Annotated in this window: 19 protein-coding genes and 1 pseudogene; 12 read left to right on the top strand and 8 right to left on the bottom strand. The window is 69.5% G+C overall.

The features are described 5' to 3' along the window. Positions 1 to 100 precede the first annotated feature (100 nt). A pseudogene (gene hisD, locus OG735_RS11205) lies at positions 101 to 1,399 on the bottom strand (histidinol dehydrogenase); the annotation flags it as partial. A gap of 149 nt (positions 1,400 to 1,548) precedes the next feature. Here hisD and OG735_RS11210 point away from each other — a divergent pair. The 4 genes from OG735_RS11210 (at position 1,549) to ybaK (ending at position 5,567) form a co-directional block, all read left to right on the top strand. Further along, positions 1,549 to 3,156: an oxidoreductase gene (locus tag OG735_RS11210; protein WP_327322995.1), complete on the top strand. Its 1,608-nt coding sequence runs from the start codon at positions 1,549 to 1,551 to the stop codon at positions 3,154 to 3,156. Between the two features lie 117 nt (positions 3,157 to 3,273). Then, positions 3,274 to 4,296: a hypothetical protein gene (locus OG735_RS11215; RefSeq protein ID WP_327322996.1), complete on the top strand. Its 1,023-nt coding sequence runs from the start codon at positions 3,274 to 3,276 to the stop codon at positions 4,294 to 4,296. Positions 4,297 to 4,307: 11 nt separating this feature from the next. Then, positions 4,308 to 5,048, top strand: a complete 741-nt coding sequence (locus tag OG735_RS11220) for an LON peptidase substrate-binding domain-containing protein (RefSeq protein ID WP_327322997.1) — start codon at positions 4,308 to 4,310, stop codon at positions 5,046 to 5,048. A gap of 15 nt (positions 5,049 to 5,063) precedes the next feature. Then, the gene (gene ybaK / locus OG735_RS11225; protein WP_327322998.1) at positions 5,064 to 5,567 is read left to right on the top strand and encodes a Cys-tRNA(Pro) deacylase; all 504 of its coding nucleotides are present in this window, start codon (positions 5,064 to 5,066) and stop codon (positions 5,565 to 5,567) included. A 400-nt stretch (positions 5,568 to 5,967) separates the two neighbouring features. Here the strand turns inward: ybaK and OG735_RS11230 are convergent, their stop codons facing one another. The 4 genes from OG735_RS11230 to OG735_RS11245 form a co-directional block, all read right to left on the bottom strand. Continuing rightward, complete coding sequence (locus OG735_RS11230) at positions 5,968 to 6,660, bottom strand: ABC transporter permease (protein WP_327322999.1); 693 nt, start codon at positions 6,658 to 6,660, stop codon at positions 5,968 to 5,970. A gap of 34 nt (positions 6,661 to 6,694) precedes the next feature. Continuing rightward, positions 6,695 to 7,546, bottom strand: coding sequence for an ABC transporter permease (locus OG735_RS11235; RefSeq protein WP_442812408.1), 852 nt, complete (start codon positions 7,544 to 7,546; stop codon positions 6,695 to 6,697). Continuing rightward, positions 7,543 to 8,517 (bottom strand): ABC transporter ATP-binding protein, encoded by a 975-nt coding sequence (locus OG735_RS11240; RefSeq protein ID WP_327328278.1) that lies wholly within the window; start codon positions 8,515 to 8,517, stop codon positions 7,543 to 7,545. Before OG735_RS11240 ends, OG735_RS11235 begins: the two co-directional genes overlap by 4 nt. Positions 8,518 to 8,597: 80 nt before the next feature. After that, a complete protein-coding gene (locus OG735_RS11245) occupies positions 8,598 to 9,836 on the bottom strand; it encodes an NYN domain-containing protein (RefSeq protein WP_327323000.1) in 1,239 nt (412 codons plus the stop codon). Between the two features lie 252 nt (positions 9,837 to 10,088). Here OG735_RS11245 and OG735_RS11250 point away from each other — a divergent pair, with 252 nt between their 5' ends. After that, positions 10,089 to 10,274 carry a hypothetical protein gene (locus OG735_RS11250; RefSeq protein WP_327323001.1) on the top strand — a complete coding sequence of 62 codons (186 nt, stop codon included), beginning with the start codon at positions 10,089 to 10,091 and terminating at the stop codon, positions 10,272 to 10,274. A 121-nt stretch (positions 10,275 to 10,395) separates the two neighbouring features. On the opposite strand, the gene dnaE is transcribed toward OG735_RS11250, so the two are convergent. Then, the gene (gene dnaE, locus OG735_RS11255) at positions 10,396 to 13,935 is read right to left on the bottom strand and encodes a DNA polymerase III subunit alpha (protein WP_327323002.1); all 3,540 of its coding nucleotides are present in this window, start codon (positions 13,933 to 13,935) and stop codon (positions 10,396 to 10,398) included. Positions 13,936 to 14,105: 170 nt separating this feature from the next. On the opposite strand from dnaE, the gene OG735_RS11260 reads away from it, so the two are divergent. From OG735_RS11260 to OG735_RS11280, 5 genes are all read left to right on the top strand, one after another. Next, positions 14,106 to 15,440, top strand: a complete 1,335-nt coding sequence (locus OG735_RS11260; protein WP_327323003.1) for a DUF2252 domain-containing protein — start codon at positions 14,106 to 14,108, stop codon at positions 15,438 to 15,440. Between the two features lie 99 nt (positions 15,441 to 15,539). Then, positions 15,540 to 16,226: a hypothetical protein gene (locus OG735_RS11265; protein WP_327323004.1), complete on the top strand. Its 687-nt coding sequence runs from the start codon at positions 15,540 to 15,542 to the stop codon at positions 16,224 to 16,226. Positions 16,227 to 16,283: 57 nt separating this feature from the next. Then, positions 16,284 to 17,105 (top strand): DsbA family protein, encoded by an 822-nt coding sequence (locus OG735_RS11270; RefSeq protein ID WP_327323005.1) that lies wholly within the window; start codon positions 16,284 to 16,286, stop codon positions 17,103 to 17,105. A 273-nt stretch (positions 17,106 to 17,378) separates the two neighbouring features. Then, positions 17,379 to 19,031, top strand: coding sequence for an alkaline phosphatase D family protein (locus OG735_RS11275; RefSeq protein WP_327323006.1), 1,653 nt, complete (start codon positions 17,379 to 17,381; stop codon positions 19,029 to 19,031). A gap of 286 nt (positions 19,032 to 19,317) precedes the next feature. Next, positions 19,318 to 20,340 (top strand): zinc metalloprotease, encoded by a 1,023-nt coding sequence (locus OG735_RS11280; RefSeq protein ID WP_327323007.1) that lies wholly within the window; start codon positions 19,318 to 19,320, stop codon positions 20,338 to 20,340. 37 nt (positions 20,341 to 20,377) lie between these two features. Here OG735_RS11280 and OG735_RS11285 read toward each other — a convergent pair whose 3' ends face one another. After that, positions 20,378 to 20,959 (bottom strand): dienelactone hydrolase family protein, encoded by a 582-nt coding sequence (locus tag OG735_RS11285; RefSeq protein WP_327323008.1) that lies wholly within the window; start codon positions 20,957 to 20,959, stop codon positions 20,378 to 20,380. Positions 20,960 to 21,009: 50 nt separating this feature from the next. Between OG735_RS11285 and OG735_RS11290 the strand changes: the two genes are divergently transcribed. Further along, positions 21,010 to 22,158, top strand: coding sequence for a mechanosensitive ion channel family protein (locus OG735_RS11290; RefSeq protein ID WP_327323009.1), 1,149 nt, complete (start codon positions 21,010 to 21,012; stop codon positions 22,156 to 22,158). A gap of 74 nt (positions 22,159 to 22,232) precedes the next feature. Here the strand turns inward: OG735_RS11290 and OG735_RS11295 are convergent, their stop codons facing one another. Continuing rightward, positions 22,233 to 23,819, bottom strand: coding sequence for a Na+/H+ antiporter (locus tag OG735_RS11295; protein WP_327323010.1), 1,587 nt, complete (start codon positions 23,817 to 23,819; stop codon positions 22,233 to 22,235). Here OG735_RS11295 and OG735_RS11300 point away from each other — a divergent pair. Beyond that, entirely contained in the window at positions 23,811 to 24,821 is a 1,011-nt protein-coding gene (locus OG735_RS11300; protein ID WP_327323011.1) for a glycosyl hydrolase family 95 catalytic domain-containing protein, read from the top strand. The two genes, OG735_RS11295 and OG735_RS11300, sit on opposite strands and share 9 nt — an antisense overlap. The last annotated feature ends 93 nt before the right edge of the window (positions 24,822 to 24,914 follow it).

The raw sequence follows: 24,914 nt of genomic DNA on the forward strand, positions 1-24,914 counted from the left end.
GGTCCGGTTCGCCTTCGGCGCCACGCCGGTCCAGTTCGCCTCCGGCGCTGCGCTGATCCAGCTCGCCTCCGGCGCTGCGCCGGTCCAGTTCGCCTCCGGCGAAACGCGCCTTCACGGCGGCGCCGTGCGCGGGCAGGTCCTCGGCCTCGGCGAGCGTCACCACGTGGTGCGTCACCTCGGCGAGAGCGTCTCGCGTGTAGTCCACGATGTGGATGCCGCGCAGGAACGACTGCACGGACAGGCCCGACGAGTGGCAGGCACAGCCGCCGGTCGGCAGGACATGGTTGGAGCCCGCGCAGTAGTCGCCGAGCGAGACCGGCGCCCACGGGCCGACGAAGATCGCGCCGGCGTTACGGACCCGGGCGGCGACGGCGGAGGCGTCGGCGGTCTGGATCTCCAGGTGCTCGGCACCGTACGCGTTGACGACCCGCAGGCCCTCTTCGACGCCGTCGACCAGGACGATCGCGGACTGCCTGCCGCTCAGCGCCGGGACGATCCGGTCCTCGATGTGCTTGGTGGTCGCGACCTGCGTTTCGAGCTCCCTCTCGACCGCGTCCGCCAGCTCCGTGGAGTCGGTGACCAGCACGGCGGCGGCCATCGGGTCGTGCTCGGCCTGGCTGATCAGGTCGGCGGCGACGTGCACCGGGTCGGCGGTGGAGTCGGCGAGGATCGCGATCTCGGTCGGCCCCGCCTCGGTGTCGATGCCGATCCGGCCGGTGAAGTACCGCTTGGCAGCGGCGACCCAGATATTGCCCGGCCCGGTGACCATATTGGCGGGGGCGCACTCCTCGGTGCCGTACGCGAACATCGCGACGGCCTGTGCGCCACCGGCGGCGTACACCTCGTCGACGCCGAGCAGCGCGCAGGCGGCGAGGATCGTCGGGTGCGGAAGGCCCCCGAACTCTTTCTGCGGCGGGGACGCCAGCGCGATGGAGTCGACGCCCGCCTCCTGGGCCGGAACCACGTTCATGATCACGGAGGAGGGGTAGACGGAGCGGCCGCCCGGTGCGTACAGACCGACGCGCTCGACCGGCACCCACTTCTCGGTGACGCTGCCGCCGGGGACGACCTGCGTGGTGTGCTCACGGCGGCGCTGCGCGCGGTGGACGATTCTGGCGCGCCTGATCGACTCCTCCAGAGCGGCCCTGACCTCGGGGTCGAGCTGCTCCAGTGCGTCGGCGAGAGCCTTCGCACCCACCCTCACCTGGTCCAGCTTCACACCGTCGAACTTCTCCGCGTAGTCGATCAGCGCCGCCGTGCCGCGATGATGCACGGCCTCGCAGATGGGCCGCACCTTCTCCAGGGCGGCTTCCACGTCGAACTCGGCACGGGGCAGCAGGTCGCGCAGTGCGGCACCCTCGGGGAGGGCGTCGCCACGCAGATCGATTCGTGAGATCACGGAACCAATTCTCTCAGACCGGAATCGGCCGCTGGTCTCCCGTATCACTGGCTGATACATGCCCCAGTACATGTTCATGACCACTAGCGTTCAGTCCGTCACTCAGCGGGAAGAACAGCTGTACGAGCCAAGGAAGCGGAGGAGCGGCAGTGACCGAGCCGCTGGACGACGGGGCTCCGGACGGGCTGAGCCCGACCGAGCTGCGAATGTGGAACGCATTCCGAAACGGGAGTACGCACGACCTGAGCGACGCCAATCCCCTGCTGAACGATCCCTTCTCACCGCGCCCCTGGGGCCCCGAGCGCAGTGTGCGCGCCGGCATCGTCGCCCGGCTGCTGCTCAGCGGCCCGGCCGCGCGGCCCGGCCGGGTCGCCGCGCTCAAGCTCCGCGGGGTCCAGATCACCGGGACGCTCAAGCTCGCGGGCGGCAGCATCGCCCCCTACGTCGAGCTGAACGGCTGCCGCTTCGACAGCGAAGTGCTGATGCCCGAGGCGCACTTCACCACGGTGCGCATGGTGGGCTGTGCGATCCCGCGGCTCGAGGCGGCCCGGCTGCGTACCGAGGGCGATCTGCATCTGCCGCGCTGCCGGGTGGAGCACGGCATCCGGCTCACCGACGCGCAGATCGGCACGGATCTGCTGATCAACCAGATCAATGTCAGGCCGGACCGGCGCGGCCGCGCGATCACCGCGGACGGGATGTCGGTGGCGCAGGATCTGCAGGCCGAACTGATCGAGACGTACGGCGAGTTCAGCCTGCGCGGTGCGAAGGTCGGGGTCTCGCTGAGCCTGCGCGGCAGCCGGCTGCGGGCGGCGGCGGAGCGGCGTGCCCTCAATGCCCCGCAACTGAGTGTGGAGCGGACGCTCTATATGACGGGCGCGTGGGTGAGCGAGTCCACGGGCAATCAGGGCACCACGCCCCCTTTCGGCATCGGGATCGGCAATGCGGCCACGCCGTCGCGCGGCACGCGGCTGCAGCCCTTCGAGTGCCACGGCGGGGTGCGGCTGGACGACGGGCGGTTCGGCGACGCGGTCGACCTCCACCGGGCGCGGTTCGTCCTGAGCTCGCGCGAGGAGCTGTCGCTGCGCCGGATCGCCACTCCGGAGCTGCGGTTCAACGCGGAGCGCCCGGAGGAGGGGCGCGTCGTGCTGAACGGCGCGAAGGTGGTGACGCTGATCGACATGGCGTCGAGCTGGCCGGGTCCTGGCGGGCTTGCGATGGGCGGCTTCGTGTACGAAAACCTCGTCCCGTACGAGGAGTTCCCACTCGGGCGGCGCCTGGAGTGGGTGGCGTCGGCGACCCCGGAGTACTCACCGGAGCCGTACGAACGACTGGCGACCGTGCTGCGCAACAGCGGTGAGGACGCGGACGCGCGCGAGGTGCTGCTCGCCAAGCAGCGCCGCCGCCGTGAGACGCTTCCGCTGGCCGCGAAGCTCTGGGGCTATCTCCAGGACTGGACGGTGGCGTACGGCTACCGGCCCGGCCGGGCGGCTCTGTGGATGGCGGTCCTCTGGGCGCTGGGAGCGCTCGCCTTCGCGCAGGTGGAACCGGCGCCGATCAAGGCGGACGAGCATCCGGAGTGGAATGCCGCGCTGTACGCCCTGGATCTGCTGGTGCCGGTGATCAATCTCGGCCAGGACGGCTACTGGCGGCTGGACAGCCACTGGCAGTGGGCCTCGGCCGCGCTGATCCTGCTCGGCTGGATCCTCGCGACGACGGTCGCGGCGGGCGCGTCCCGCCTGCTCAGACGCGGCTGAACCACCTGTCGTACGACCTCTTTCTTTACGCTCTCTTGGCTTTTGCCAGGACAACCATTCTGCCGCTACGAAAGCTTCACAGCTGTCCTCTGGCGCGTCTTCGAGCCGCAGCTTTCAATGGTCCACACCATGCCATTGCTCCGCGCCATGATCCGCACCGCGCGCATGATCCGTCATACGCCGCAGCTCGCCGACGGCTTGCCGCCGGACACCGCGGTGCTGCTCGACGCCCCCGACGGACGGCTGGGCCCGGCGCTGGTCGCGGCCGCGCTCGGTGAGTACGAACCGGCCGCCAAGCTGCTCGCGATCACGCGCGAGGGGGCCGAGTGGGAGAACCGCGACCGGTACGTCACACGCCTCGCGGCCTTTGCGCTGAACCGCGACGAGTGGCTGACGAGCTGGCTCGCCGCGGCGCCCCGCGACCCCGACGCGCTGGTCCTCAAGGCCGAACTCGCCGTCCGCAGGGCCTGGGAGTCGCCCGCACGCGCCGAGCAGCTGCGGGAGATCGGGCCGCTGATCGACGCGGCGGCGGACGGCGATGCGAACGACCCGGTGCCGTGGCGCATCTCGCTGGACCACGCGCGCGGTACGCATGCCACGCACACGGCCTTCGAGTCGCTCTGGGAGCAGGCGGTGCGCCGCTCCTCCCACCACTACGGCTGCCATGTCGCGGCGCTGCAGTACCTGTCTGCCCAGTGGTACGGCTCGCACCGCGAGTGCTTCGACTTCGCCGAGCAGGCGGCGGCGGACGCGCTGCCGGGCTCACTGGTGCAGGCGCTGCCGGTGCGCGCGGCCTTCACGCAGCTGCTGACCGGCGAGACCACCTCCGTACAGGACGACCGGATCGACGCGGCGGCGGATCTCGCGATCGCGCTCTCGACGGACTACGCGGCCGGGGACCCATGGCCGGCCGAGGTACGCAATCTGCTGGTGTACGTGCTGGTGGGGCGGGGGCGGTGGGCGGAGGCGCTGGAGCAGTTCCGGCTGATCGGCCCGTACGCCACGTCCTTCCCCTGGACCTACGTGACCGACGATCCGCTGGGTCAGTTCCTCGATACGAGGGACGGCGTACGGATCCAGATCGCCTCTTCGATGCCACTGCGTGGACGGGCCGGACGAAGCTGGTCCTTCGGCCATTAGGCTTGACCGTTGTGACCACCGCACGTCTCCCCCTCTTTCCGCTGAACTCGGTGCTGTTCCCGGGCCTCGTCCTGCCCTTGAACGTCTTCGAGGAGCGTTATCGCGCCATGATGCGCGAGCTGCTGAAGACGGACGAGTCCGAGCCTCGCCGTTTCGCCGTGGTCGCCATCCGCGACGGCCGCGAGGTCGCGCCGACCGCGCCCGGCATGCCGGACCCGACCGCGCTGCCCGAACGCGGCCCGGCGGCGGGCTTCGGCTCCGATCCGATCCAGGCCTTCCACCACATGGGCTGTATCGCGGACGCGGCAACGATCCGCGAGCGCGCGGACGGCAGCTTCGAGGTGCTCGCGACGGGTACGACGCGGGTCAAGCTTCTCTCGGTCGACGCGAGCGGCCCGTATCTGACGGCCGAGCTCGAGGAGATCCCGGAGGAGTCGGGGGACGGCGCGGGCGCGCTCGCCGAGGGCGTGCTGCGGGCCTTCCGCAGCTACCAGAAGCGGCTGGCGGGTGCGCGTGAGCGCTCGCTGTCCACCGGTGCGGATCTGCCGGACGAGCCCTCGGTGGTCTCGTACCTGGTCGCCGCGGCGGCCGTACTGGACACTCCCGCGAAGCAACGGCTGCTGCAGGCCCCGGACACGGCGACCCGACTGCGGGAGGAGCTGACGCTACTGCGCGCGGAGACCGCGGTGATCCGCCATCTTCCGTCGCTGCCCGCGGTCGATCTGACCCGGGCGCCGACGAGCCCCAACTGACGGGAGTAGCTTGCGGTGCCGAAGAAGACCAAGAAGTCCGGCGGCCCCGGGGGCACGCCCGCCACGGTCGCGCTGGCCGCGGCGGGCACGGAGTTCACCGTGCACGCGTACGACCACGATCCCGCGTCCGCCTCGTACGGCGATGAGGCGGCCGAGGCCCTCGGCGTCTCCCCCGACCGGGTCTTCAAGACCCTGGTCGCGGACGTCGACGGCGAACTGACCGTGGCGGTGGTCCCGGTGGCCGGCCAGCTGGACCTCAAGGCGCTGGCAGCGGCGGTCGGCGGCAAACGCGCGACGATGGCGGACCCGGCGGCAGCGGAACGTACGACAGGCTATGTACGGGGCGGTATCTCGCCGTTGGGCCAGCGGAAGCGTCTGCGTACGGTCCTGGACGCGTCGGCTTCCGTCCACGCCACGATCTGCGTCTCGGCGGGCCGCCGCGGTCTGGAGGTCGAACTCTCCCCGACGGACCTGGCGACGCTGACGTCGGCGGTACTTGCACCGATCGGGCGGGCGTAGGGGCTCGACGGGGCGGCTGTCCTCGGCTACGACCGTAGGAACACTCCGACGGGGAGAGGACGGCGCATGTCCAAACGAACCCGCAAACGGAAGTGGCGCATCCGAAAGCACCGGGCCAACCACGGCCGCCGCCCGGCATGATCCCGGGGCTCCGCCCCGGACCCCGCGCCTCAATCGCCGGCGGGGCTTGATCTTTCAGCCCGTCCGGCGATTGAGGACATGCCCCCTGCGGCGTGAGGGGGGACCACTAAAAGGGTGTCCGGGGGTCTGAGGCGGAGCCCCCGGTCTTTCAGCCCGTCCGGCGATTGAGGACATGCGGCCGAAGGTCGCATCCGGGGGTCTGGGGGCTTGTCCCCAGTCACGGGGAAGGGCGGGTAGGGGAACAGACCCGCCGCAGGCGTCAGGTCGTGCCCGGCCCCGGCGGCTGCTCCGTCCCCGGCGCCCCGTACTGCGGCGGCCACTCCGGTTCCGGGTCCCGCGGACCGAACAGGGCCGTCAGCGCCAGGTGTACCACCATCGCCGCCACCGACCACGCCAGCAGCGCCCCCTTCGCCCTCAGCTCCAGGTACGCGTCGAAGGTCACCCCCTGGCCGGCCTCCCGCGCATGCGCGACCACATCATGCGTGGGGCCGAACCACACCCCGAACCCCCACGCCAGCAGCGAGCCCAGCAGTCCGCCCACGGCCAGCGCCACCACCAGCGCGATACCCCCGCGCCTGCGGAACCAGAAGACCGCCGCCGCGCTCACCGCGCCGAAAGCGAGTGCCAGCAGCACGAAGGTTCCGTCCGCGCCCACCGCCTCCTCGCCCTCCGTGTCCTTGAGGAAGACCGCCTTGTCGTTCGAGATCAGCGGCACGCGCGGCGCCAGCCACAGCCACAGCAGCCCCAGTGCCACCCCCAGAACCGCCACGGCCACCAGCACCACGGCCGCGTCCCGCAGGTCGGCCTTCAGTTCGCGGCTCTCCTCCACGTCCTCGGCGTCCTTCGCATCCTTCGCGCGCATGGACGCGTGGCCCGTCGGTGGCGACTGCCAAGGGTCGTCGTTGGGCGAATGCCGATGAGGCTGGTGCGGCGGTGTCAGAGGTGCGGTCACACCGCCATCGTGCCAGGCGTGCCGGAACGCCGCCTCACCGGACTGCCGCCCGCCGGTACGCCCACGTCGCGACCGTCAGCGAGACGACACCCACCAAGGCGCAGACCGCGAGGTCCAGCCCGACGACCGCCCAGTCCGGACGCGCGTCGAAGGTCCGCGCGAGGGCCTCGACGCCGTACGTGGAGGGCAGCAGATCACGTGCGTACGAGATCGGCCCGGGCAGCCGGTCGGCCGGCAGTACCCCCAGCAGCAGCGCCGCGGACATGCCCAACTGGCCGAGCAGCGTGGCAAGTTCCTGGCGGGGCGCGAGGAGCCCGAGCGCCGCGCCCAGCCCGGCGAGAGCCGCACCGGCGAGCGGGATCACCGCGGCCAGCACCCATAGATGCGTCAGCGGCAGCTCGAACAGCACGCTGCCGACGACCGCCGTGACCACCGTGCCTGGCACGGTGAAGGAGGCATACGCACCGGCAGCGCCGAGCACCACCGCGGCCGGCGGCACCGGCAGCGTGGCGTAGTGGTCGAGGCCGCCGCTGGCCCGCAGCTGCCCGAAGTACTGGGCGAGCAGATTGAGCGCGACGAAGGCGACGACGAGCACACTCGCCCCCGCGACGACAGCGCGCGCCTCCGCGCCCCCGTCGACGACCCCGCGCATCAGGACCATGATCCCGATCGACTGGAAGGTCGCCACGAAGAGCAGCGGGATCCGGGCGACCCGTGCCCGGGACAGCTGCGCGCGGTACACGGCGCCGAGCGCCGGCAGCAGCCGCGCCCGCGGCGCGAGCGGCGCGGCGGCCGCAGCCCCGGCCCCGCCGTCCGCTCCGGCCCGTCCGGCCTGTCCCGCCTGTTCCGCTTGTTCGGCCACCGCCTCCGCGGGCACGGTGCTCACGCCTTGACCAGCCCCTTCATCGCGTTCCCGCCGAGTGCCAAGTACACGTCCTCCAGGCTGGGCGTGGCCAGCGTGAAGTCGTCGAGAGCCGCGAAGGCCGCGCCACCCGTCACCGCCGCGACCGCCGCCCGTGCCTCGTCCGGTGCGAGCCTGAGCACCCAGCGGCGCCCGGACTCCTGCGCGGACCCGCGCAGCGCGGCGACCTCCGGCACATCCAGCGGTGCCCGCTCGCGCCACACCAGCTCGACCCGTACCTCGCCCGCGACCCGTTCCTTCAGCCCGGTCGGGGTGTCGCAGGCGATGACGCGGCCCCGTTCCAGTACAGCGACCCGGTCGAGGACGGTCTCGGCCTCGATGACGTTGTGGGTGACGAGCAGCACGGTCGCCCCGTGCTCCGCGCGCCGCCGGTCGACCGCGGCCCATACCGCGCGCCGTGCGACGGGGTCCATGCCGGTGGTCGGCTCGTCCAGTACCAGGACCGGCCGCTCTCCGACCAGCGTCGTCGCGAAGCAGGCCAGCCGTCGCTGCCCGCCGGACAGCTTCTTCAGGGGGCGTGCGGCGAGCCCGGTCAGCCCGAGCTCCTCCAGTACGGCGTCACGCTCGGCCCGTGCGTCCCGTACGGACAGTCCGCGCAGCCGCCCCGTCGTCTCGGCGGCGAGTGCGACGGTCAGCTCGTCGAGCGCGGTGGACTCCTGCCCGAGATAGCCGACGAGCCGGGAGGCCCGCTCCGGATGACGTACGAGATCGTGGCCGAGCACCTCGACGCTGCCGGCGTCCGGGCGCATCAGTCCGGTGAGCTGTCGTACGAGGGTGGACTTACCGGCGCCGTTGGGTCCGAGCAGGCCGAAAATCTCCCCGCGTCGGACATCAAGACTGATCCCGTCGGTGGCACGCACCTCAGGGGTCCCCGGCGTCCCCCGCCTGCCGCGCACGGCGGGGTACGTCTTGACGAGATCCCGCACCACGCACACCGTACTCACGAGGTACGAGACTACGGGGTCCGGACGCCCGGAATGCCCTCGGCCCCGGCTACTCCCTTGCTGTTGCCGCTCTACTCACCGGCCGGGGCGTGCTCGGCGGCCGCCCGTACGTCGATCTCGCGCCAGAATCCCGCCCGGATCGCATAGCGGTCGTGCTCGTCGATCTGGTCGTCCTTGTGCGCGAGCAGCCCGAAGCGGGCCGCGTACCGCAGCAGTTCACCGTCGATGCGGTGCGGGATCCGCGGGTACATGGTGGACAGCTTCTGCACATGGCTGGATTCCGGCAGCCGTTCCATCCAGCGGCGGGCGAAGACCTGGCCGACCTCGAAGGGGTCGCCGCCGACCGTGGTGATGTCCTCCTCGCGGTCGGCCCAGCGCTGCTCGGCGCTGGTGAGCTGGGCCAGTGTCGGCAGCGACGCGGTCTCCGGCGGTTCGCCCAGCGCCCCGCCGTTACCGCCGGGGCGCTCGACCCAGCCCTTGTCGGAGGACCAGCGCAGGGTGGCGCTCGTCGGGTGCGGACCGGTGTGCGGGCCGGGCGCGCGCAGGCCCGCCAGATCCTTGGGGGTGGGGACGCCCTTGGTGGAGGCGGGGACGGGGACGACGGCCTCGACACCGTTCTCGGAGGTCGCGGGCGATCCGTTGTGTACGGCCTCGGCCGCCCGCTCCTGCGACGCGGCGAGCGCCGACTCGGGCAGCGGTGCGGAGAGAATCGCCGCGATCTCGGGGCGCGGCACGGGCGGTGGCGCACAGATGCCGGTGAGCTCCTTGGGCCGCACGGCCCGGGTGATCCACACCCGGTCGAGCACCCGCCGCTCATCGGCCTCGGCAACCAGATCCTCGGACTGGTTGTAGTCGCCGTCGGCGGCCTGCACCGCCCAGAGATGGACGGCGACGCCGTGCTCCTTGGCGGACATCAGCCCGGGGAGCAGGTCACCGTCGCCGGTCACCAGCACGACGTCCGAGCAAGCGCGATTTCTGGCCAGTTCGGTGAGCTCGGCATGCATCGCCGCATCCACGCCCTTCTGCGCCCAGCGGCCGTCGCTCCGGGTCAGCGCGCCGAGCCGGACCGTCACCCGCGGCATGACGCGCAGCCGCCGGTGCTCGGGCTGCGGTACGCGGTCGGGAGCGCCGTCGAACCAGTAGATACGCAGCAGCCGTCGCTCCGTATCGGCTTCGGCGAGGTCGCGAAGGCCCTGGATGAGGGCGGCGTGGTCGACGGTGATCCGGGAACGCGCCGGTTCTCCGGCGAGAAGGCTCGCGGCGGCGCCCAGCAGATATCCGGCGTCCACCAGGACAACGCAGCGGTCCACGCGTTCCACCCTCTTTCGGGAACTTCGGGATCGGGGAAGGTTCCGGATCGGGGATTGTTCCGGGTTTCCTTCGAGTCTGCCCGACCGCAAGAGGGTTAACGGCCGGAACTCGATCATCGGCGTGGCGGAAGCCCGGCACAGGGCGCGACATGGGCCCTTTACCCACCGCAATGATCCAAAATGCGGCAGTTCTGCGGGTATGTGAGTCTGACAGCGGCCCTGGCCCCGAGAAATCCCACAGGAGGCATCACCATGGCCAAGAACAAGAACCGCAAGCAGAGCAGCCAGCAGCAGGACCGCCCCTCCTCCCCCGCCGAGCGCGGTGGCGAGCAGGCCAAGTCCACCGCCTACGAGTCCCAGGCGCAGCCTCAGTCGCAGGCCCAGGGAAGTCCGGCGGATGTTGCCCGCAAACACCAGCGGCGCTTCGGCCACAACTGATCGCGCCGTAAAGACGCAAGGGGCCGCGCCCGTGACGACGGGCGCGCCCCTTGCGGCGTTTGTGCGTACGGGCCGACGGACCTACGGGTCCACCGGCTTGCGGCTCACGAGGAGACGGGCCCTAGCCGGCCAGGCAGGACGGGCCGAGCAGCACCTTCAGATCGCCGAAGAGAGCCGGGTCCGGCTGGACGCGGTGCCGGTCGAGCCGGAGCACCGTGGTCTTGCGGGGGCCCTGCAGCTTGATCCTCACCTCGGTGTTGCCCTTGTGGTGGCTGAGGATCTCACCGAGCCTGCTGATCATCGGCGGGGTGACCTTCACCGTCGGGATGGTGACGACCACCGGGGCGTTGGTGCCTGCCGAGGAGATGTCGGGAACCTGCATTTCCATGGCGACGAGGCGCGGGATGTCCTCGCGCTTGTCGAGCCGTCCCTTGACGAACACCACGGTGTCCTCGACGAGCTGGGTCGACACCAGTTGGTACGTCGCCGGGAAGAACATGCACTCGATGGAGCCGGCCAGGTCCTCGACGGTGGCGATCGCCCAGGCGTTGCCCTGCTTGGTCATCTTCCGCTGCAGGCCGGAGATGATGCCACCGATGGTGACGACCGCCCCGTCCGCATGTTCACCTCCGGTGAGCTGGGAGATCGCGGCGTCCGTCTTGTCGCTCAGGACGTGCTCGATACCGAAGAGCGGATGGTCGGAGACGTAGAGACCGAGCATCTCGCGCTCCTGGGCGAGCAGATACGACTTGTCCCATTCGATGTCGGAGAACTCGACGTCGAGCCCGAAGCCCGGCTCGGTGCTGTCCTCCTCGCCCATCCCGCCGAAGAGGTCGAACTGGCCCTCGGCCTCCTTGCGCTTGACCGCGACCACGTTGTCGATCATCGGCTCGTGGTGCGCGACCAGACCCTTGCGGGTGTGGCCCATCTCATCGAAGGCGCCGGCCTTGATGAGCGATTCGACGGTCCGCTTGTTGCACACGACCGCCTCGACCTTGTCGAGGAAGTCCGGGAAGGTCGCGTACTTCCCCTTCGACTTACGGCAGCGGATGATCGAGTCGACGACGTTCGTGCCGACGTTCCGCACGGCGGAGAGACCGAAAAGGATCACATCGTCGCCCTGGGCCGCGAAGTTGGACTGCGACTCGTTCACATTGGGCGGCAGCACCTTGATGCCCATGCGGCGGCACTCGTTCAGATAGACGGCGGACTTGTCCTTGTCGTCCTTGACCGAGGTGAGCAGCGCGGCCATGTACTCGGCCGGGTAGTTGGCCTTGAGATATGCGGTCCAGTAGGTGACCAGCCCGTACGCGGAGGAGTGCGCCTTGTTGAAGGCGTATCCGGCGAAGGGGACCAGCACGTCCCACAGCGCCTGGATGGCCTGGTCGCTGAAGCCGTTCTTCTTGGCGCCGGCCTGGAAGAGGACGAAGTTCTTCGCCAGCTCGTCGGCCTTCTTCTTGCCCATCACGCGGCGGAGGATGTCGGCCTCGCCGAGTGAGTACCCCGCGATGATCTGGGCGGCCTTCTGCACCTGCTCCTGATAGACGATCAGGCCGTAGGTGAGGCCGAGGACCTCCTTGAGCGGCTCCTCCAGCTCCGGGTGGATCGGCGTGATCTCCTGCTGCCCGTTCTTGCGCAGCGCGTAGTTCGTATGGGAGTTCATGCCCATCGGGCCCGGCCGGTACAGGGCCGAAACGGCGGAAATGTCCTCGAAGTTGTCGGGCTTCATCAGCCGCAGCAGCGAACGCATCGGGCCGCCGTCGAACTGGAAGACGCCGAGCGTGTCACCGCGGCAGAGCAGTTCGTACGTCGTGGGGTCGTCCAGCGGGAGAGCGAGCAGGTCGAGCTCGACGCCCTTGTTCGCCTTCACCATCTTGACGGCGTCGTCCATGATGGTCAGGTTCCGCAGGCCCAGGAAGTCCATCTTCAGCAGGCCGAGCGACTCACAGCTCGGGTAGTCCCACTGCGTGATGGTCACGCCGTCGGTGTGCCTGACCCAGACCGGGACATGGTCGGTGATCGTCTCGCTGGACATGATCACGCCGGCCGCGTGCACGCCCATCTGCCGGACCAGGCCCTCGACGCCCTTGGCGGTGTCGATGACCTTCTTCACGTCCGGCTCGTTCTCGTACATCCCGCGGATCTCGCCGGCCTCGCTGAAGCGCGGGTGCTTCGGGTCGGTGATGCCGTTGAGGTCGATGCCCTTGCCGAGGACGTCGGCGGGCATCGCCTTGGTGAGCCGGTCACCCATCGCGTACGGGTAGCCGAGCACCCGCGCGGAGTCCTTGATGGCGTTCTTCGCCTTGATCTTGCCGTACGTACCGATCATGGCGACCTTGTCGGCGCCGTACTTCTCGGTGACGTACCTGATCACCTCACCGCGCCGGCGCTCGTCGAAGTCGATGTCGACATCGGGCATGGAGATGCGCTCGGGGTTGAGGAAACGCTCGAAGATCAGGCCGTGCTCGATCGGGTCGAGGTCGGTGATGCCCATGGCGTACGCGACGATCGAGCCGGCCGCGGAGCCTCGGCCCGGGCCCACGGCGATGCCGTTGTTCTTGGCCCACATGATGAAGTCGGCGACCACGAGGAAGTACCCCGGGAAGCCCATGTCGATGATGATGCCCATCTCGTACTCGACCTGCTTGAGCCGGTCGTCCGGGATGCCGTCGGGGTAGCGCCGGGCCATGCCGCGCATGGTCTCCTCGCGGAACCAGGTCACCTCGGTGTAGCCCTCGGGCACCTCGAACTTCGGCATCAGGTTGCGCTCTTCGAACCAGCCCTCGGTGTCGATCTGCTGCGCGACCAGGAGGGTGTTGGCGCACCCCTCCTGCCAGGCGTCCGAGGAGTCCACTGCGTACATCTCGTCCGTGGACTTCAGGTAGTAGCCGGTGCCGTCGAAACGGAAGCGGTCCGGGTCGGAGAGGTTCTTGCCGGTCTGGATGCAGAGCAGGGCGTCATGGGCGCCGGCCTCGTGCGCGTAGGTGTAGTGCGAGTCGTTGGTGACGATCGGCGGGATGCCGAGCTTCTTGCCGATCTCCAGGAGCCCGTCGCGGACCCGGCGCTCGATCTCGATGCCGTGGTCCATCAGCTCCAGGAAGTACTTGTCCTTGCCGAAGATGTCCTGGTACTCGGAGGCCGCCTTGAGCGCCTCGTCGAACTGGCCGAGGCGCAGCCGCGTCTGGAGCTCGCCGGAGGGGCAGCCGGTGGAGGCGATGAGCCCCTCCGACCACTGGGCGATGGTCTCCTTGTCCATCCGCGGCCACTTCTGCAGCCAGCCCTCGGCGTACGCGTCGGAGGAGAGCCGGAAGAGGTTGTGCAGACCGGTCTTGTTGGCCGCCCAGATCGTCTTGTGGGTGTAGCCACCGGAACCGGAGACGTCGTCCCGCTTCTGGTGCGGCTGGCCCCACTGGATCTTCCGCTTGTTCCGCCGGGACTCGGGGGCGACGTACGCCTCGATGCCGATGATCGGTGTGACGCCCGCCTTCTTGGCCTGATGGAAGAAGTCGTACGCGCCGTGGAGGTTGCCATGGTCGGTCATGGCGATGTGCGACATGCCCATCTCGTTGCAGGCATCGAACATGTCCTTGAGCCGCGCGGCACCGTCCAGCAGGGAGTACTGGGTGTGGACGTGAAGGTGCGTGAAAGGCGGCTTGGTCACGGCGGAATGCCTCCGGAGAACGGTGGGCGACAGGCTGCGGGCAGTCTGGGGGGACAGCGTGGAAGTCTACGTCTCCGCGCTGACAGTCGGCGGGCACTCCCGAGTACCTTCGTCCGTTGAAGGGGCGGAACTGCCCGCCCCGTTTGTCATGCACCAGGAGGCACCCAGCGATGTCGGTACCGCGACCCGCCGAGGTCACAGCTGAAGAGCGCGGCGAGCAGATTCTCACCGTTTTCGACACCGCGTTCGGCGAGCTTCTGGCCGCCGACCCGGCCGCGTTCCGGGTGAAGTTCCGGAAGATGGCCGCCTCGGCCTTCGCCTTCTACCGGGGCACGGCCTGCCTGTTCTACAACGACCTGGAGCGGGAGCAGCACGGCGGGCCGTTCCTCGACGACCGCACCGGCCGGGTGTGGATCCACGGCGATCTGCACGCCGAGAACTTCGGCACGTACATGGACGCCAACGGCCGGCTGATCTTCAACGTCAATGACTTCGACGAGGCGTATGTCGGCCCCTTCACCTGGGACCTGAAGCGGCTGTCCGCCTCGCTGGCGCTGATCGGCTACACCAAGGCGCTCAGCGACGAGCAGATCACCGAGCTGGTGCGGGTCTACGCCGCGGCCTACCGCGAGCGCATCCACGCCCTGGCAACCGGCGCCAAGAACGACGAGGTGCCGCCCTTCACGCTGGACACCGCCGAGGGCCCGCTCCTCGAGGCGCTGCGCGACGCCCGCTCGCTCACCCGCTTCTCGCTGCTGGACTCGATGACCGAGATCCGTGACTTCGAGCGGCGTTTCGCGCCCGGCGGCGGCTCCATCGAGCTGGACGCGGCCACCCGCTACAAGGTGCTCGCCGCCTTCGACGGCTATCTGGAGACCCTGCCCGAGTCCAGCCTGACCAGGCCCGACTCGTACCGGGTCAAGGACGTCGTGGGACGGCGTGGCATCGGCATCGGCTCGGCCGGCCTGCCCTCGTACAACATCCTGCTCGAGGGCAACAGCGACGCCCTCGAGAACGATGTCGTGATCTATATGAAGCAGGCGCAGACCCCGGCGGTCTCCCGGCACATCACCGACGCCGCCGTGCGTGAGTACTTCCAGCACGAGGGTCATCGCACGGTGATCTCGCAGCGCGCGCTTCAGGACCACGCCGACCCGTGGCTGGGCTGGACCGAGTTGGACGGCTCGGGCCAGCTGGTGGCCGAGGTCTCGCCGTACGCGGTGGATCTGGACTGGTCGGACATCGACGATCCGGAGGAGATCGCGGCGGTCGTCGCCGACCTCGGCCGGGCGACGGCCACGATGCACGGCGCGGCGGACTACGAGAGCGGTCACTCGTTGGTGCCGTTCTCCACGGAGCGGGCCATCGACGCGGCGATCGCGGCCGACGAGGACAGCTTCGGCGAGCTGTTGGTGGAGTTCGCGCACAGCTACGGTGCGCAGGCGCGGGCGGACCACCAGATCTTCGTGGACCTCTTCCGTAACGGAAGGATTCCGGGTCTCTAGGGTCGGCCGGAGCCGGGCCGGAGCCAGGCGGGATCCGGCCGGGGGCCAGGCGGGATCCTTAGGTATCGCTTACAGAGACGCATGGGACACTCCCCGGTGATGGACACGAGCGAGGCGCGGCTCAGGGGGCTGCGGGCAGCGATCTTCACGGCACTGGTCGTGACGCTGTCCGCTGCCTCCCATGTCCTGCTGTCGCGGGTACCGCTTCCGCTGACGACCGTCGCCGGACTCGCGGCCGGTGTCTTCGCCGTGGCGTACGCACTGTCGGGTCGGGAGCGCGGCTTCTGGCGGATCGCGGGCCTGCTCGTTCCGCTGGAGCTGGCCGCCGACACCGTCTTCACCACCGGCCAGGACGTCTGTTACGGCCCCGGCGGCGGACCGGTCGCCGGTTCGCTGCGCTCGGTCGGCTTCGATGTGCTGTGCGGCGGCGGTGTCGGCACGGCGCTTCCCGGGGTGGCCGTCCCCGAGCGGGGCGCGGCCGCTCTGCTGCACTCCACGGACCCGGCCCTGCCCTGGCTGCTGCTCGCCGCGCATGTGTCGCTCGGGCTGCTCGCCGCGGCCTGGCTGCGGCGCGGCGAGTCGGCGCTGGCCCAACTGGTGCGGGCGGTCGGCGCGTTCGCGTTCCGGCCGCTGCTGCTCGCGGTCATCGCGGTGGGCACGGCCCATCGTTCCGTGGGCCGCGGAGCGCGCCCCGCGCCCCGTCGGCCCCGTACCTCCCCCACCTGTCTGCTGGTGCACTCCGTCGGACGGCGGGGACCGCCGCGCTCGGCCGCAGTTTTCGGTTGAGCCCGCAGTCCCCATTTTCCGTATCTCCTGATACGACATCACACGGAGTGAATCAGCATGAGTGCACGCAACAGCCAGGCCAACAAGGCGGCGGCCCGCGAGCGGCTGCGCCAGGAGCGTGAGCGCCAGGCCAAGAAGGACAAGACCCGGCGGCAGCTGATCGTCATCGGTTCGACTGTCGTGGTCCTCGCGATCGCGGGCGGCATCGGTTACGCGATCATGCAGGCCAACAAGCCGACCCACTGGGAGTCGGTGAAGGACGAGAAGAACGTCACCGCGCCGAAGAACACCGAGGGCGAGAACGGGACGACCGTCGTCATCGGCAAGCCGACCGCCAAGAAGACCCTGGAGCTGTACGAGGACTCGCGCTGCCCGGTCTGCGCGAGCTTCGAGCAGACGGTGGGCGCGACGGTGAAGAAGGACGTCGACGCCGGCAAGTACAAGATCAAGTACATCGGCGCCACGTTCATCGACGGCGCGAAGTCCATCAACGGCCAGGGCTCGAAGAACGCGCTGAGCGCGCTGGGCGCGGCGCTGAATGTGAGCCCGGAGGCGTTCGCCGAGTACAAGACCGCACTGTACTCGGCGAAGTTCCACCCGAACGAGACGGACGACAAGTTCTCCAAGGACTCGTATCTGCTTGAGATCGCGGACACCGTGCCGGCGCTGAAGGGCAACAGCGAGTTCAAGAAGAACGTGGAGGACGGGACGTTCGACGGCTGGGCGATGAAGATGACGGACGCGTTCAACAAGAGCGGGGTCACGGGCACGCCGACGCTGAAGATGGACGGCAAGACGGTCACGGCGCAGGGGAGCAAGAACGCGCCGATGACGGTGGAACAGTTCAACGCGGCGATCACCAAGGCGCTGACCGCCTGACCGCCTGACGGCCTGACGGCCTGACGGCCTGACGGAGCGAGCGTGGGGTGTGGGGGCGTCAACCCCCACACCCCACCTCTTTCGGAGGGGCTCGCCCTCAGTTCAGGGAAGGGGCGAGGTGGGGGGAACACCCCCTTCGCCCGGTTCCGCCCGGTTACCACCACACCCCCACCCGACCCACAAGCAACACCCCGGTAGACCGTTCCCCATCACCCGGCGAACTTTCCCCATTCGGTCACCCATTCGCCTTACCGATCAGTAGTCTGATCGGCCGTGACCAGTCGACTCTCCTCAACTCCCAGCCGCCGCACGGTCGTCAAGGCCGCCGCCGCCACCGCTGTCGTCGCCGCTCCCGCCCTCGCGGCCGCCACCTCCGCAAACGCCGCCTCCGCCCAGGAGGCTCCCGCCTTCCTGCACGGCCTGGCCTCCGGCGACCCGCTGCCCGACGGCGTGCTGCTGTGGACACGCATCACGCCCACCCCCGATGCCGTGCCCGGCTCGGGCAAGGGCCCGGACACCGCGGTGGGTTGGGAGGTCGCCGAGGACAAGGGATTCACCCGTGTCGTCGCCCGCGGCACCACCACCTCGCAGGCCGCCTCCGACCACACCGTCAAGGTTGACGTAAGGGGCCTGCGCCAGGCGACCGCCTATTACTTCCGCTTCACCGCCGGTACCGTCCTCTCCCCCGTCGGCCGCACCCGCACCGCCCCGGCCACCGACGCCGCCACACCCGGTGTCCGCTTCGGTGTGGTCTCCTGCGCCAACTGGGAGTCCGGTTACTTCTCCGCGTACCGGCATCTGGCCGCCCGTGCCGACCTCGACGCGATCCTCCATCTCGGCGACTACATCTACGAGTACGCCACCGGCGGCTACCCGGAGCCGAAGTGCGTCGTACGGCAGCACTCGCCGAAGAACGAGATCACCACGCTCGCCGATTACCGCACCCGCCACGCCACGTACAAGACGGACACCGACCTGCAGACGCTGCACGCCGCTCATCCGGTGATCGCGATCTGGGACGACCACGAGTTCGCGAACGACGCATGGTCGGGCGGCGCGGAGAACCACACCCCGGGCACCGAGGGCGAGTGGGCGGCCCGCGCCACCGCCGCACGCCAGGCCTACTTCGAGTGGATGCCCGTACGTGCCTCCACCGAGGGCACCGTCTACCGTCGGCTGCGCTTCGGCAAGCTCGCCGATCTTCACCTGCTCGATCTGCGGTCCTTCCGCTCGCAGCAGACGACGGTCGGCAACGGCAGCGTGGACGACCCGGAGCGTACGATCACCGGCCGCGCCCAGCTGGACTGGCTGAAGTCCGGCCTGACCGGATCCGACGCGGCATGGAAGCTGGTCGGCACCTCGGTGATGATCTCGCCAGTCGACTTCGGCTCCGTACCGGCCCATCTGCTGAAGCCGATAGCGGAGTTGCTCGGCCTGCCCAAGGAGGGCCTCGCGGTCAACGTCGACCAGTGGGACGGCTACACGGACGACCGCAAGGAACTGCTCGCGCATCTGACGCAGCGCGGCATCGAGAACACTGTCTTCCTCACCGGCGACATCCATATGGCCTGGGCCAACAACGTCCCGGTCAAGGCCGCGACGTATCCCTTCTCGGAGTCCGCCGCGACCGAATTCGTGGTGACGTCGGTGACCTCCGACAACCTGGACGACATCCTCCATGTCGCTCCCGGCTCGGTCTCGCTCATCGCCTCCGCGGCGGTCAAGGCGGCCAACCGCCATGTGAAGTGGATCGACATGGACAACCACGGCTACGGCGTCCTCGATGTCACCGCCGAGCGCTCACAGATGGACTACTACGTGCTGTCCGACAAGACGAAGCAGGACGCGACCTCGAAGTGGGCTCGCTCCTACCGGACGCTCAGTGGGACGCAGAAGGTCGAGCGGGTGAATCAGCCGGTGCGCTGACGGCGAATTCCAGCCACTCCGCGATGTGTTAACCAGTGATCACATCGAGACGACGGGTGGTGTGATCCGTGGCTTGAAAGCGGACACAGCACCCGTCTCTGTAGCCCCACTTGTTACGTGAGGATCTCAACGCCCGAAGAGGGCGCGGGCGTTTATCCCGGTTGTCCGCAGTTCTACGCGGGTTGATTGGGCTTGATCGCCTCTCATCAAGCCCTGTCATGCACCCGTAATCTCCCCGCGGTGGCCAGAAAAAGGCCACTCCCCCACCCCCACGCGAGGAGACACCGTGCGGACTCTTGCCCGAATATCGCCGCGTTTGCGCAACCGCGTACTCGGTACAGCAATCATGGCCGGAACCCTGGCCCTCTCGCCGCTCTCCGCCCCCACGGGGATCGCCGCCACCAAGGCACCCGCCGCCAAGGCCGTCTCCAAGGTGTCCAACGCCTCCGACGAGTGCGCCGAGGACGCCGGCACGAGCGCCGCCGCCCGCAAGGCCCGCCCCGTCGGCGGCGTCCAGGCCCACGAGCCCAATGAGGTCACCGCCGCCAAGGCCAAGGCCATGGACGCGGATCTGAAGAAGAGAGTCGAGGCGGCCCGGACCGACGGCCGCAGACTGTCGGTCGCCGCCGCGACCACCATCCCGGTCTACTTCCACGTCATCCACAGCGGTTCGACCGGCAAGCTCACCGCCACCGACATCTCCAAGCAGATCTCGGTCCTCAACGCGGCCTACGCAGGCCAGGGCACCGGCAACACCAACTCGAGCTTCCAGTTCACGCTGGCCGGCACGGACTACACGGACAACGCCACCTGGTACAACGGCATCCAGCCGGGCTCCTCCGCCGAGACAGCCATGAAGTCGCAGCTGCGCAAGGGCGGCGCCGGCGCGCTCAACTTCTACACCGCCAGCCTCGGTGACGGCCTGCTCGGCTGGGCCACCTTCCCGTCCTCGTATGCCTCCGACCCGTCCGACGACGGTGTGGTGGTCCTCGACACCTCGCTGCCGGGCGGTTCCGCGACCAACTACAACGAGGGCGACACCGCCACCCACGAAATCGGCCACTGGATGGGGCTTTACCACACCTTCCAGGGCGGCTGCACCGGCAGCGGCGACTACGTCTCGGACACCCCGGCCGAGAAGACCGCCGCGACCGCCTGCCCGACCGGCCGTGACAGCTGCACCAACAAAACCGGTGTGGACCCGATCCACAACTTCATGGATTACACCTACGACCCGTGCATGTACCAGTTCACCGCGGGTCAGGTGCAGCGGATGAAGGACAGCTGGACCGCCTACCGGGCGGGCTGACACCAGGCTGCCCGCCGCACCCGCGGCGGGCAGCCGCTCACTGGTCCTGCTGGAGCGTCTCCAGGAATCCCAGCGCGATCCGCCAGGTCCGTTCGGCCGACTCCTCGTCGTAGTCCGGCAGATCGGGGTCGGTGTACAGATGCCCGGCCCCCGGATAGCGGTAGATCTCCACATCCGCACCCGCCCGCTGCATCTGCAGATACCAGGCGCTCAGCCAGTCGTGCGGCTCGAACGGATCGGGGTCCGCGACATGCAGCTGTACGGGCAGCTCGTCCACGCTCGCACCCTCCGCGATGTCGGACGTGCCGTGCATCAGCAGCAGCCCGCGGGCCTTCTCGTCACCCAGCGCGAGGTTCTGCGCGATCGAGCCACCGAGCGAGAAGCCCGCGTACACCAGCCCCTCGTCGGAATGGGGCGCGGCGGCCAGGATCGCGCGGCGCAGCAACTCCTCCTGGCCGATCTTGTCCTTGAGCTCCCTGCCCTCCTCGACGGTCTCGACGGTTTGTCCCTCGAAGAGGTCGGGCACGCGAACCTGGTGTCCGGCGGCGCGCAGCCGCTCGGCTGCCGCGTGCACGGCCGGACGCAGACCGTAGACCGAATGAAAGAGCATGATGTTCATTCGGCCATCCTGCCAGTCGCTGTCGGAATCAATCGGAGTCAATCGGAGTCATGGAGAACGCATTGCGCCCGTTGACCGTGGTCGGTGGCTCGGTCGTGCTCACCCTGCTGCTCGGCTGGGTCGTCGACCTGCTGCTGCGCCGCGTGGACGCCCGCCACCCCGAGACCCCCCTGTGGGGGCTGCTGCGCCGCTGCCGGCTGCCCCTCCAGGTCGTCCTGCTCACCGCCCTGCTGAGAGGGACCTACCGCGAGACGAAGTGGCAGCTCATCGAGGAGTACGAGGCCGGCATCGGACATGCTCTGTCGCTGGTGCTGATCAGTGCCGGCGCCTGGCTGGTGGTACGGATGGTCTCCGCCGCCGTGGAGTCCTCGTACGCCCGCTACGCGTCGTCGACCCGCGATCCGGCCCGGGTACGGCGGGTGCGAACGCAGGTCACGCTGATCATGCGGATCGTCATCGCGGTCGTCGTGGTGGTGGCGGTCGCCGCGATGCTGCTGACCTTCCCCGGTATGGAGAAGGTCGGCGCCTCGATGCTGGCCTCCGCGGGCATCATCGGCATAGTCGCCGGTGTCGCCGCGCAGTCCACGCTCGGCAATCTCTTCGCCGGTTTCCAGATCGCTTTCGGCGACATGGTGCGGATCGGCGACACGGTGGTCGTGGACGGCGAGTGGGGTGTGATCGAGGAGGTCACGCTGACGTTCCTGGCGGTGCGGACCTGGGACGAGCGGCGGATCACCATGCCGGTGTCGTACTTCACCAGCAAGCCCTTCGAGAACTGGTCGCGCGGCGGGGCGCAGATGACCGGAACGGTCTTCTTCCATCTGGACCACTCGGCGCCGGTCGCCCTGATGCGCGAGAAGCTGCACGACATCCTGCGGGAGTGCGCGGCGTGGGACGGCCGGGACTGGAGCCTGGCGGTGACGGACACCACGCCCACCACGATGCAGGTACGGGCGGTGGTCACGGCCAAGGACGCCGACGACATCTGGACGGCACGGTGTGCCGTACGGGAGCAGATGATCGCGTGGCTGTCCGAGAAGCATCCGTACGCGCTGCCGCGGATCGCGACGTCGCCGGGTGTGCCGCCGCCGGACGGATCGTGGTCGGCGGGCGCGGAGCCCGCACCAGGTGTGGACCTGCCCGAGCAGGGCGACGGAGACCACGACGGGGAAGCGCAGCCGCGGACGGGCCGGGGCTGACGTCCGGTCGCCACAAGGCTCCCGCCGCGCCGCCACGCACCACGCACCGCGAGCCGCAAGCCGCGACCACCCCGTCACCGCATGCTGCGTACGTCCAGGTGTCGCAGGACCCGGTCCACCACCTCCGGGTTCGCGCCCGGTTCGTTGCGGGCCGAGAGCACCTCGTGGCGCGCCGCCGACATCATCTCCCGCTGGATCCGCTGCACTGTCCTGAGGCGTTCCTCCCGCTTCGCGAACCACTCGCGCCGCTCGTCGTCGACGATGTCCGGGCTGATCCTCGCCCCCATGTCGTACGCCCCGCGCAGCAGCCGATCGCTGATGTCCTCCGGCAGTTCCTCCACCGCCTCGATCTCCCGCAGCCGGTGCTTCGCCGCCTTCGCCGCGCGGCGGGCCAGGCTCCGCTCCAGTTCCCGCTCTGCGTCCGCGTCCGCGCGTACACCGAGCCGCCGTACCAGCCAGGGCAGCGTCAGCCCCTGGAGAACGAGCGTGGCCAGGATGACCGCGAACGCGATGAAGATGATCTCGTCCCGCGCCGGAAAGTCCGCCCCGCTGTCCGTCTTCCGCGGAATGGCGAGCGCCAGCGCGACCGATGCCACGCCGCGCATCCCCGACCACCACATGATGACGGTCTCCCGCCAGCTCACGGGGATCTCCTCGTCGTAGTCCCGCAGCTTGTGCAGGCGCTTGGCGAGCCACGTCGCGGGCATCAGCCACAGCAGCCGTACGGCCACGACGACCCCGATGATCGCGGCGCTCCAGCCCAGAATCTGCACCTCGCGCCCGTCCGCCGTGCCGAAGACGTTGTGCAGTTCGAGGCCGATGAGGCCGAACGCGACCCCGGTCACCAGCGTGTCGACGATCTGCCAGAACGTGGTGCCGGCCAGCCGCCCCATCACATCGTCGGCGTCGGCGGCGTGCTCGGCGAGGAAGAGCGCGGTGGTCAGGACGGCGAGCACGCCCGACCCCTTCAGCTCCTCCGCGAGCACATAGCTGACGAACGGCACCATCAGCGACAGGCCGATCTGCAGTGTGGCGTCGCCGAGCATGCTCATCAGCTTGTTGGAGAGCCAGCCGAGCCCGAGCCCGACCGCGACGGCCACCACGGCTGACAGCACCAAATCCCCCGCCGCGTCCGGCCATGAGAACGTTCCGCTCACCGCCGCCGCGATCGCCACGTGGTAGAGCACGATCGCCGTGACGTCGTTGAACAGCCCCTCCCCCTCGAGGATGGAGATCAGCCGCCGCGGCAGCCCGAGCGACCCGGCGACCGCGGTCGCCGCGACCGGATCGGGCGGCGCCACCAGCGCGCCGAGCGCGAACGCCGCGGCGATCGGCAACCCGGGCACGATCGCATGGGCGACAGCCGCCACCGCCGCCATCGTGACAAACACCAGCGCGACCGCGAGCAGCAGGATCGGCCGGATGTTGGCCGTGAACTGCCGCCAGGAGGTGCGCTGTACGGCCGCGTACAGCAGCGGCGGCAACAACAGCGGCAGGATGAACTCCGGCGGCAGTTCGACATTCGGCACAAAGGGCAAGAACGCCAGGACGATCCCGCCGACCGTCATCAGCACGGGCGCGGGCAGCCGGAGCCGCTCCCCCAGCGGCACTGTCACCACGGCCCCGAGCAACAGCACGAACAGCAGCGCCAATTGATCCACGGTGCGCCCTCCGGCGGCTCGAAACCTCAGCGATCAAGGCTTCAAGCGTGCCACGAGGGCGGCGACGGCCGGCTCCATCTGCTGAAGACCCGCTCGCCCGAGTACGCGGACGCCGCGGACTGTACGTACGATCTCTCCCTCATCCGCTGGGGCGTACGCACACTGCTGGAGTCGGCCCGGCTGCTGCACATCGACGATCCGCGCGCGCCGCGCCGGCGCGACATCGCGGCGCGTCTGACGCCGTACGCGGAGGATCCGGCGGCCGGAGTCATGATCGACAAGGACGTCCCGCTCGCCGACTCGCACCGGCACCACTCCCATCTGCTGTGGCTCTGTCCGCTGCGCGAAAGGAGCTGGGACCGTGCGGGCGACCGGGACGTGATGCGGCGCAGCGTGGACCACTGGGTGAGCATGCAGCAGCGCTGGCACGGCTACAGCTACGCGGTCGCGTCCTCGATGTACTCGGTGATGGACGCCCCGGAGAAGGCGTTGGACTCGCTGACCTTCTTCGCCGACCTGGGCATCGTCGACAACTGCCGGATGACGGTCAACACCATGTACCGCGAGGGCAATAACTTCGCCCTGGAGAGCCCGCTGACCGGCGCACAGTCCGTGCTGGACATGGTGGTCCAGAGCCACGAGGGCGTGGTCAAGGTCTTCCCGTCGGTCTCCACGCGCCGGCCCGACGCCTCGATCGCGAACCTCCGCACCCAAGGTGCGTTCCTGATCGACGCGGACCGTGCGGCCGGCGCGACCCGCTGGATCCGCATCCACAGCGAATCGGGCGCTCCGCTGGTGGTGGACCACGGAATGAAGGGCATGCTCTCGGTCCGCGACGAACACGACTGTCCCCTGCCCTGGCGGGCCCTCACACCGACTCGCGCAGCCAGCCAACTCCCGCGCCACGCAACGGCGGTGATCACAACGAAGGGCACGCACCCGTCCCCACCGAGAGAGGTCCCACCGCTGGGCACCTGGACGCGCTGGGGCCTGCCGCGCTGAGGGGCGGGGCGCCCAGAGGATTCTGCCCCCACCAGCGGCGAAGCCGCGCATCGATACACCGGGAAGGGCGGGTCAGGGGAGCAACCCCCCGGC

Source organism: Streptomyces sp. NBC_01210, assembly GCF_036010325.1.
GTDB lineage: Bacteria > Actinomycetota > Actinomycetes > Streptomycetales > Streptomycetaceae > Streptomyces.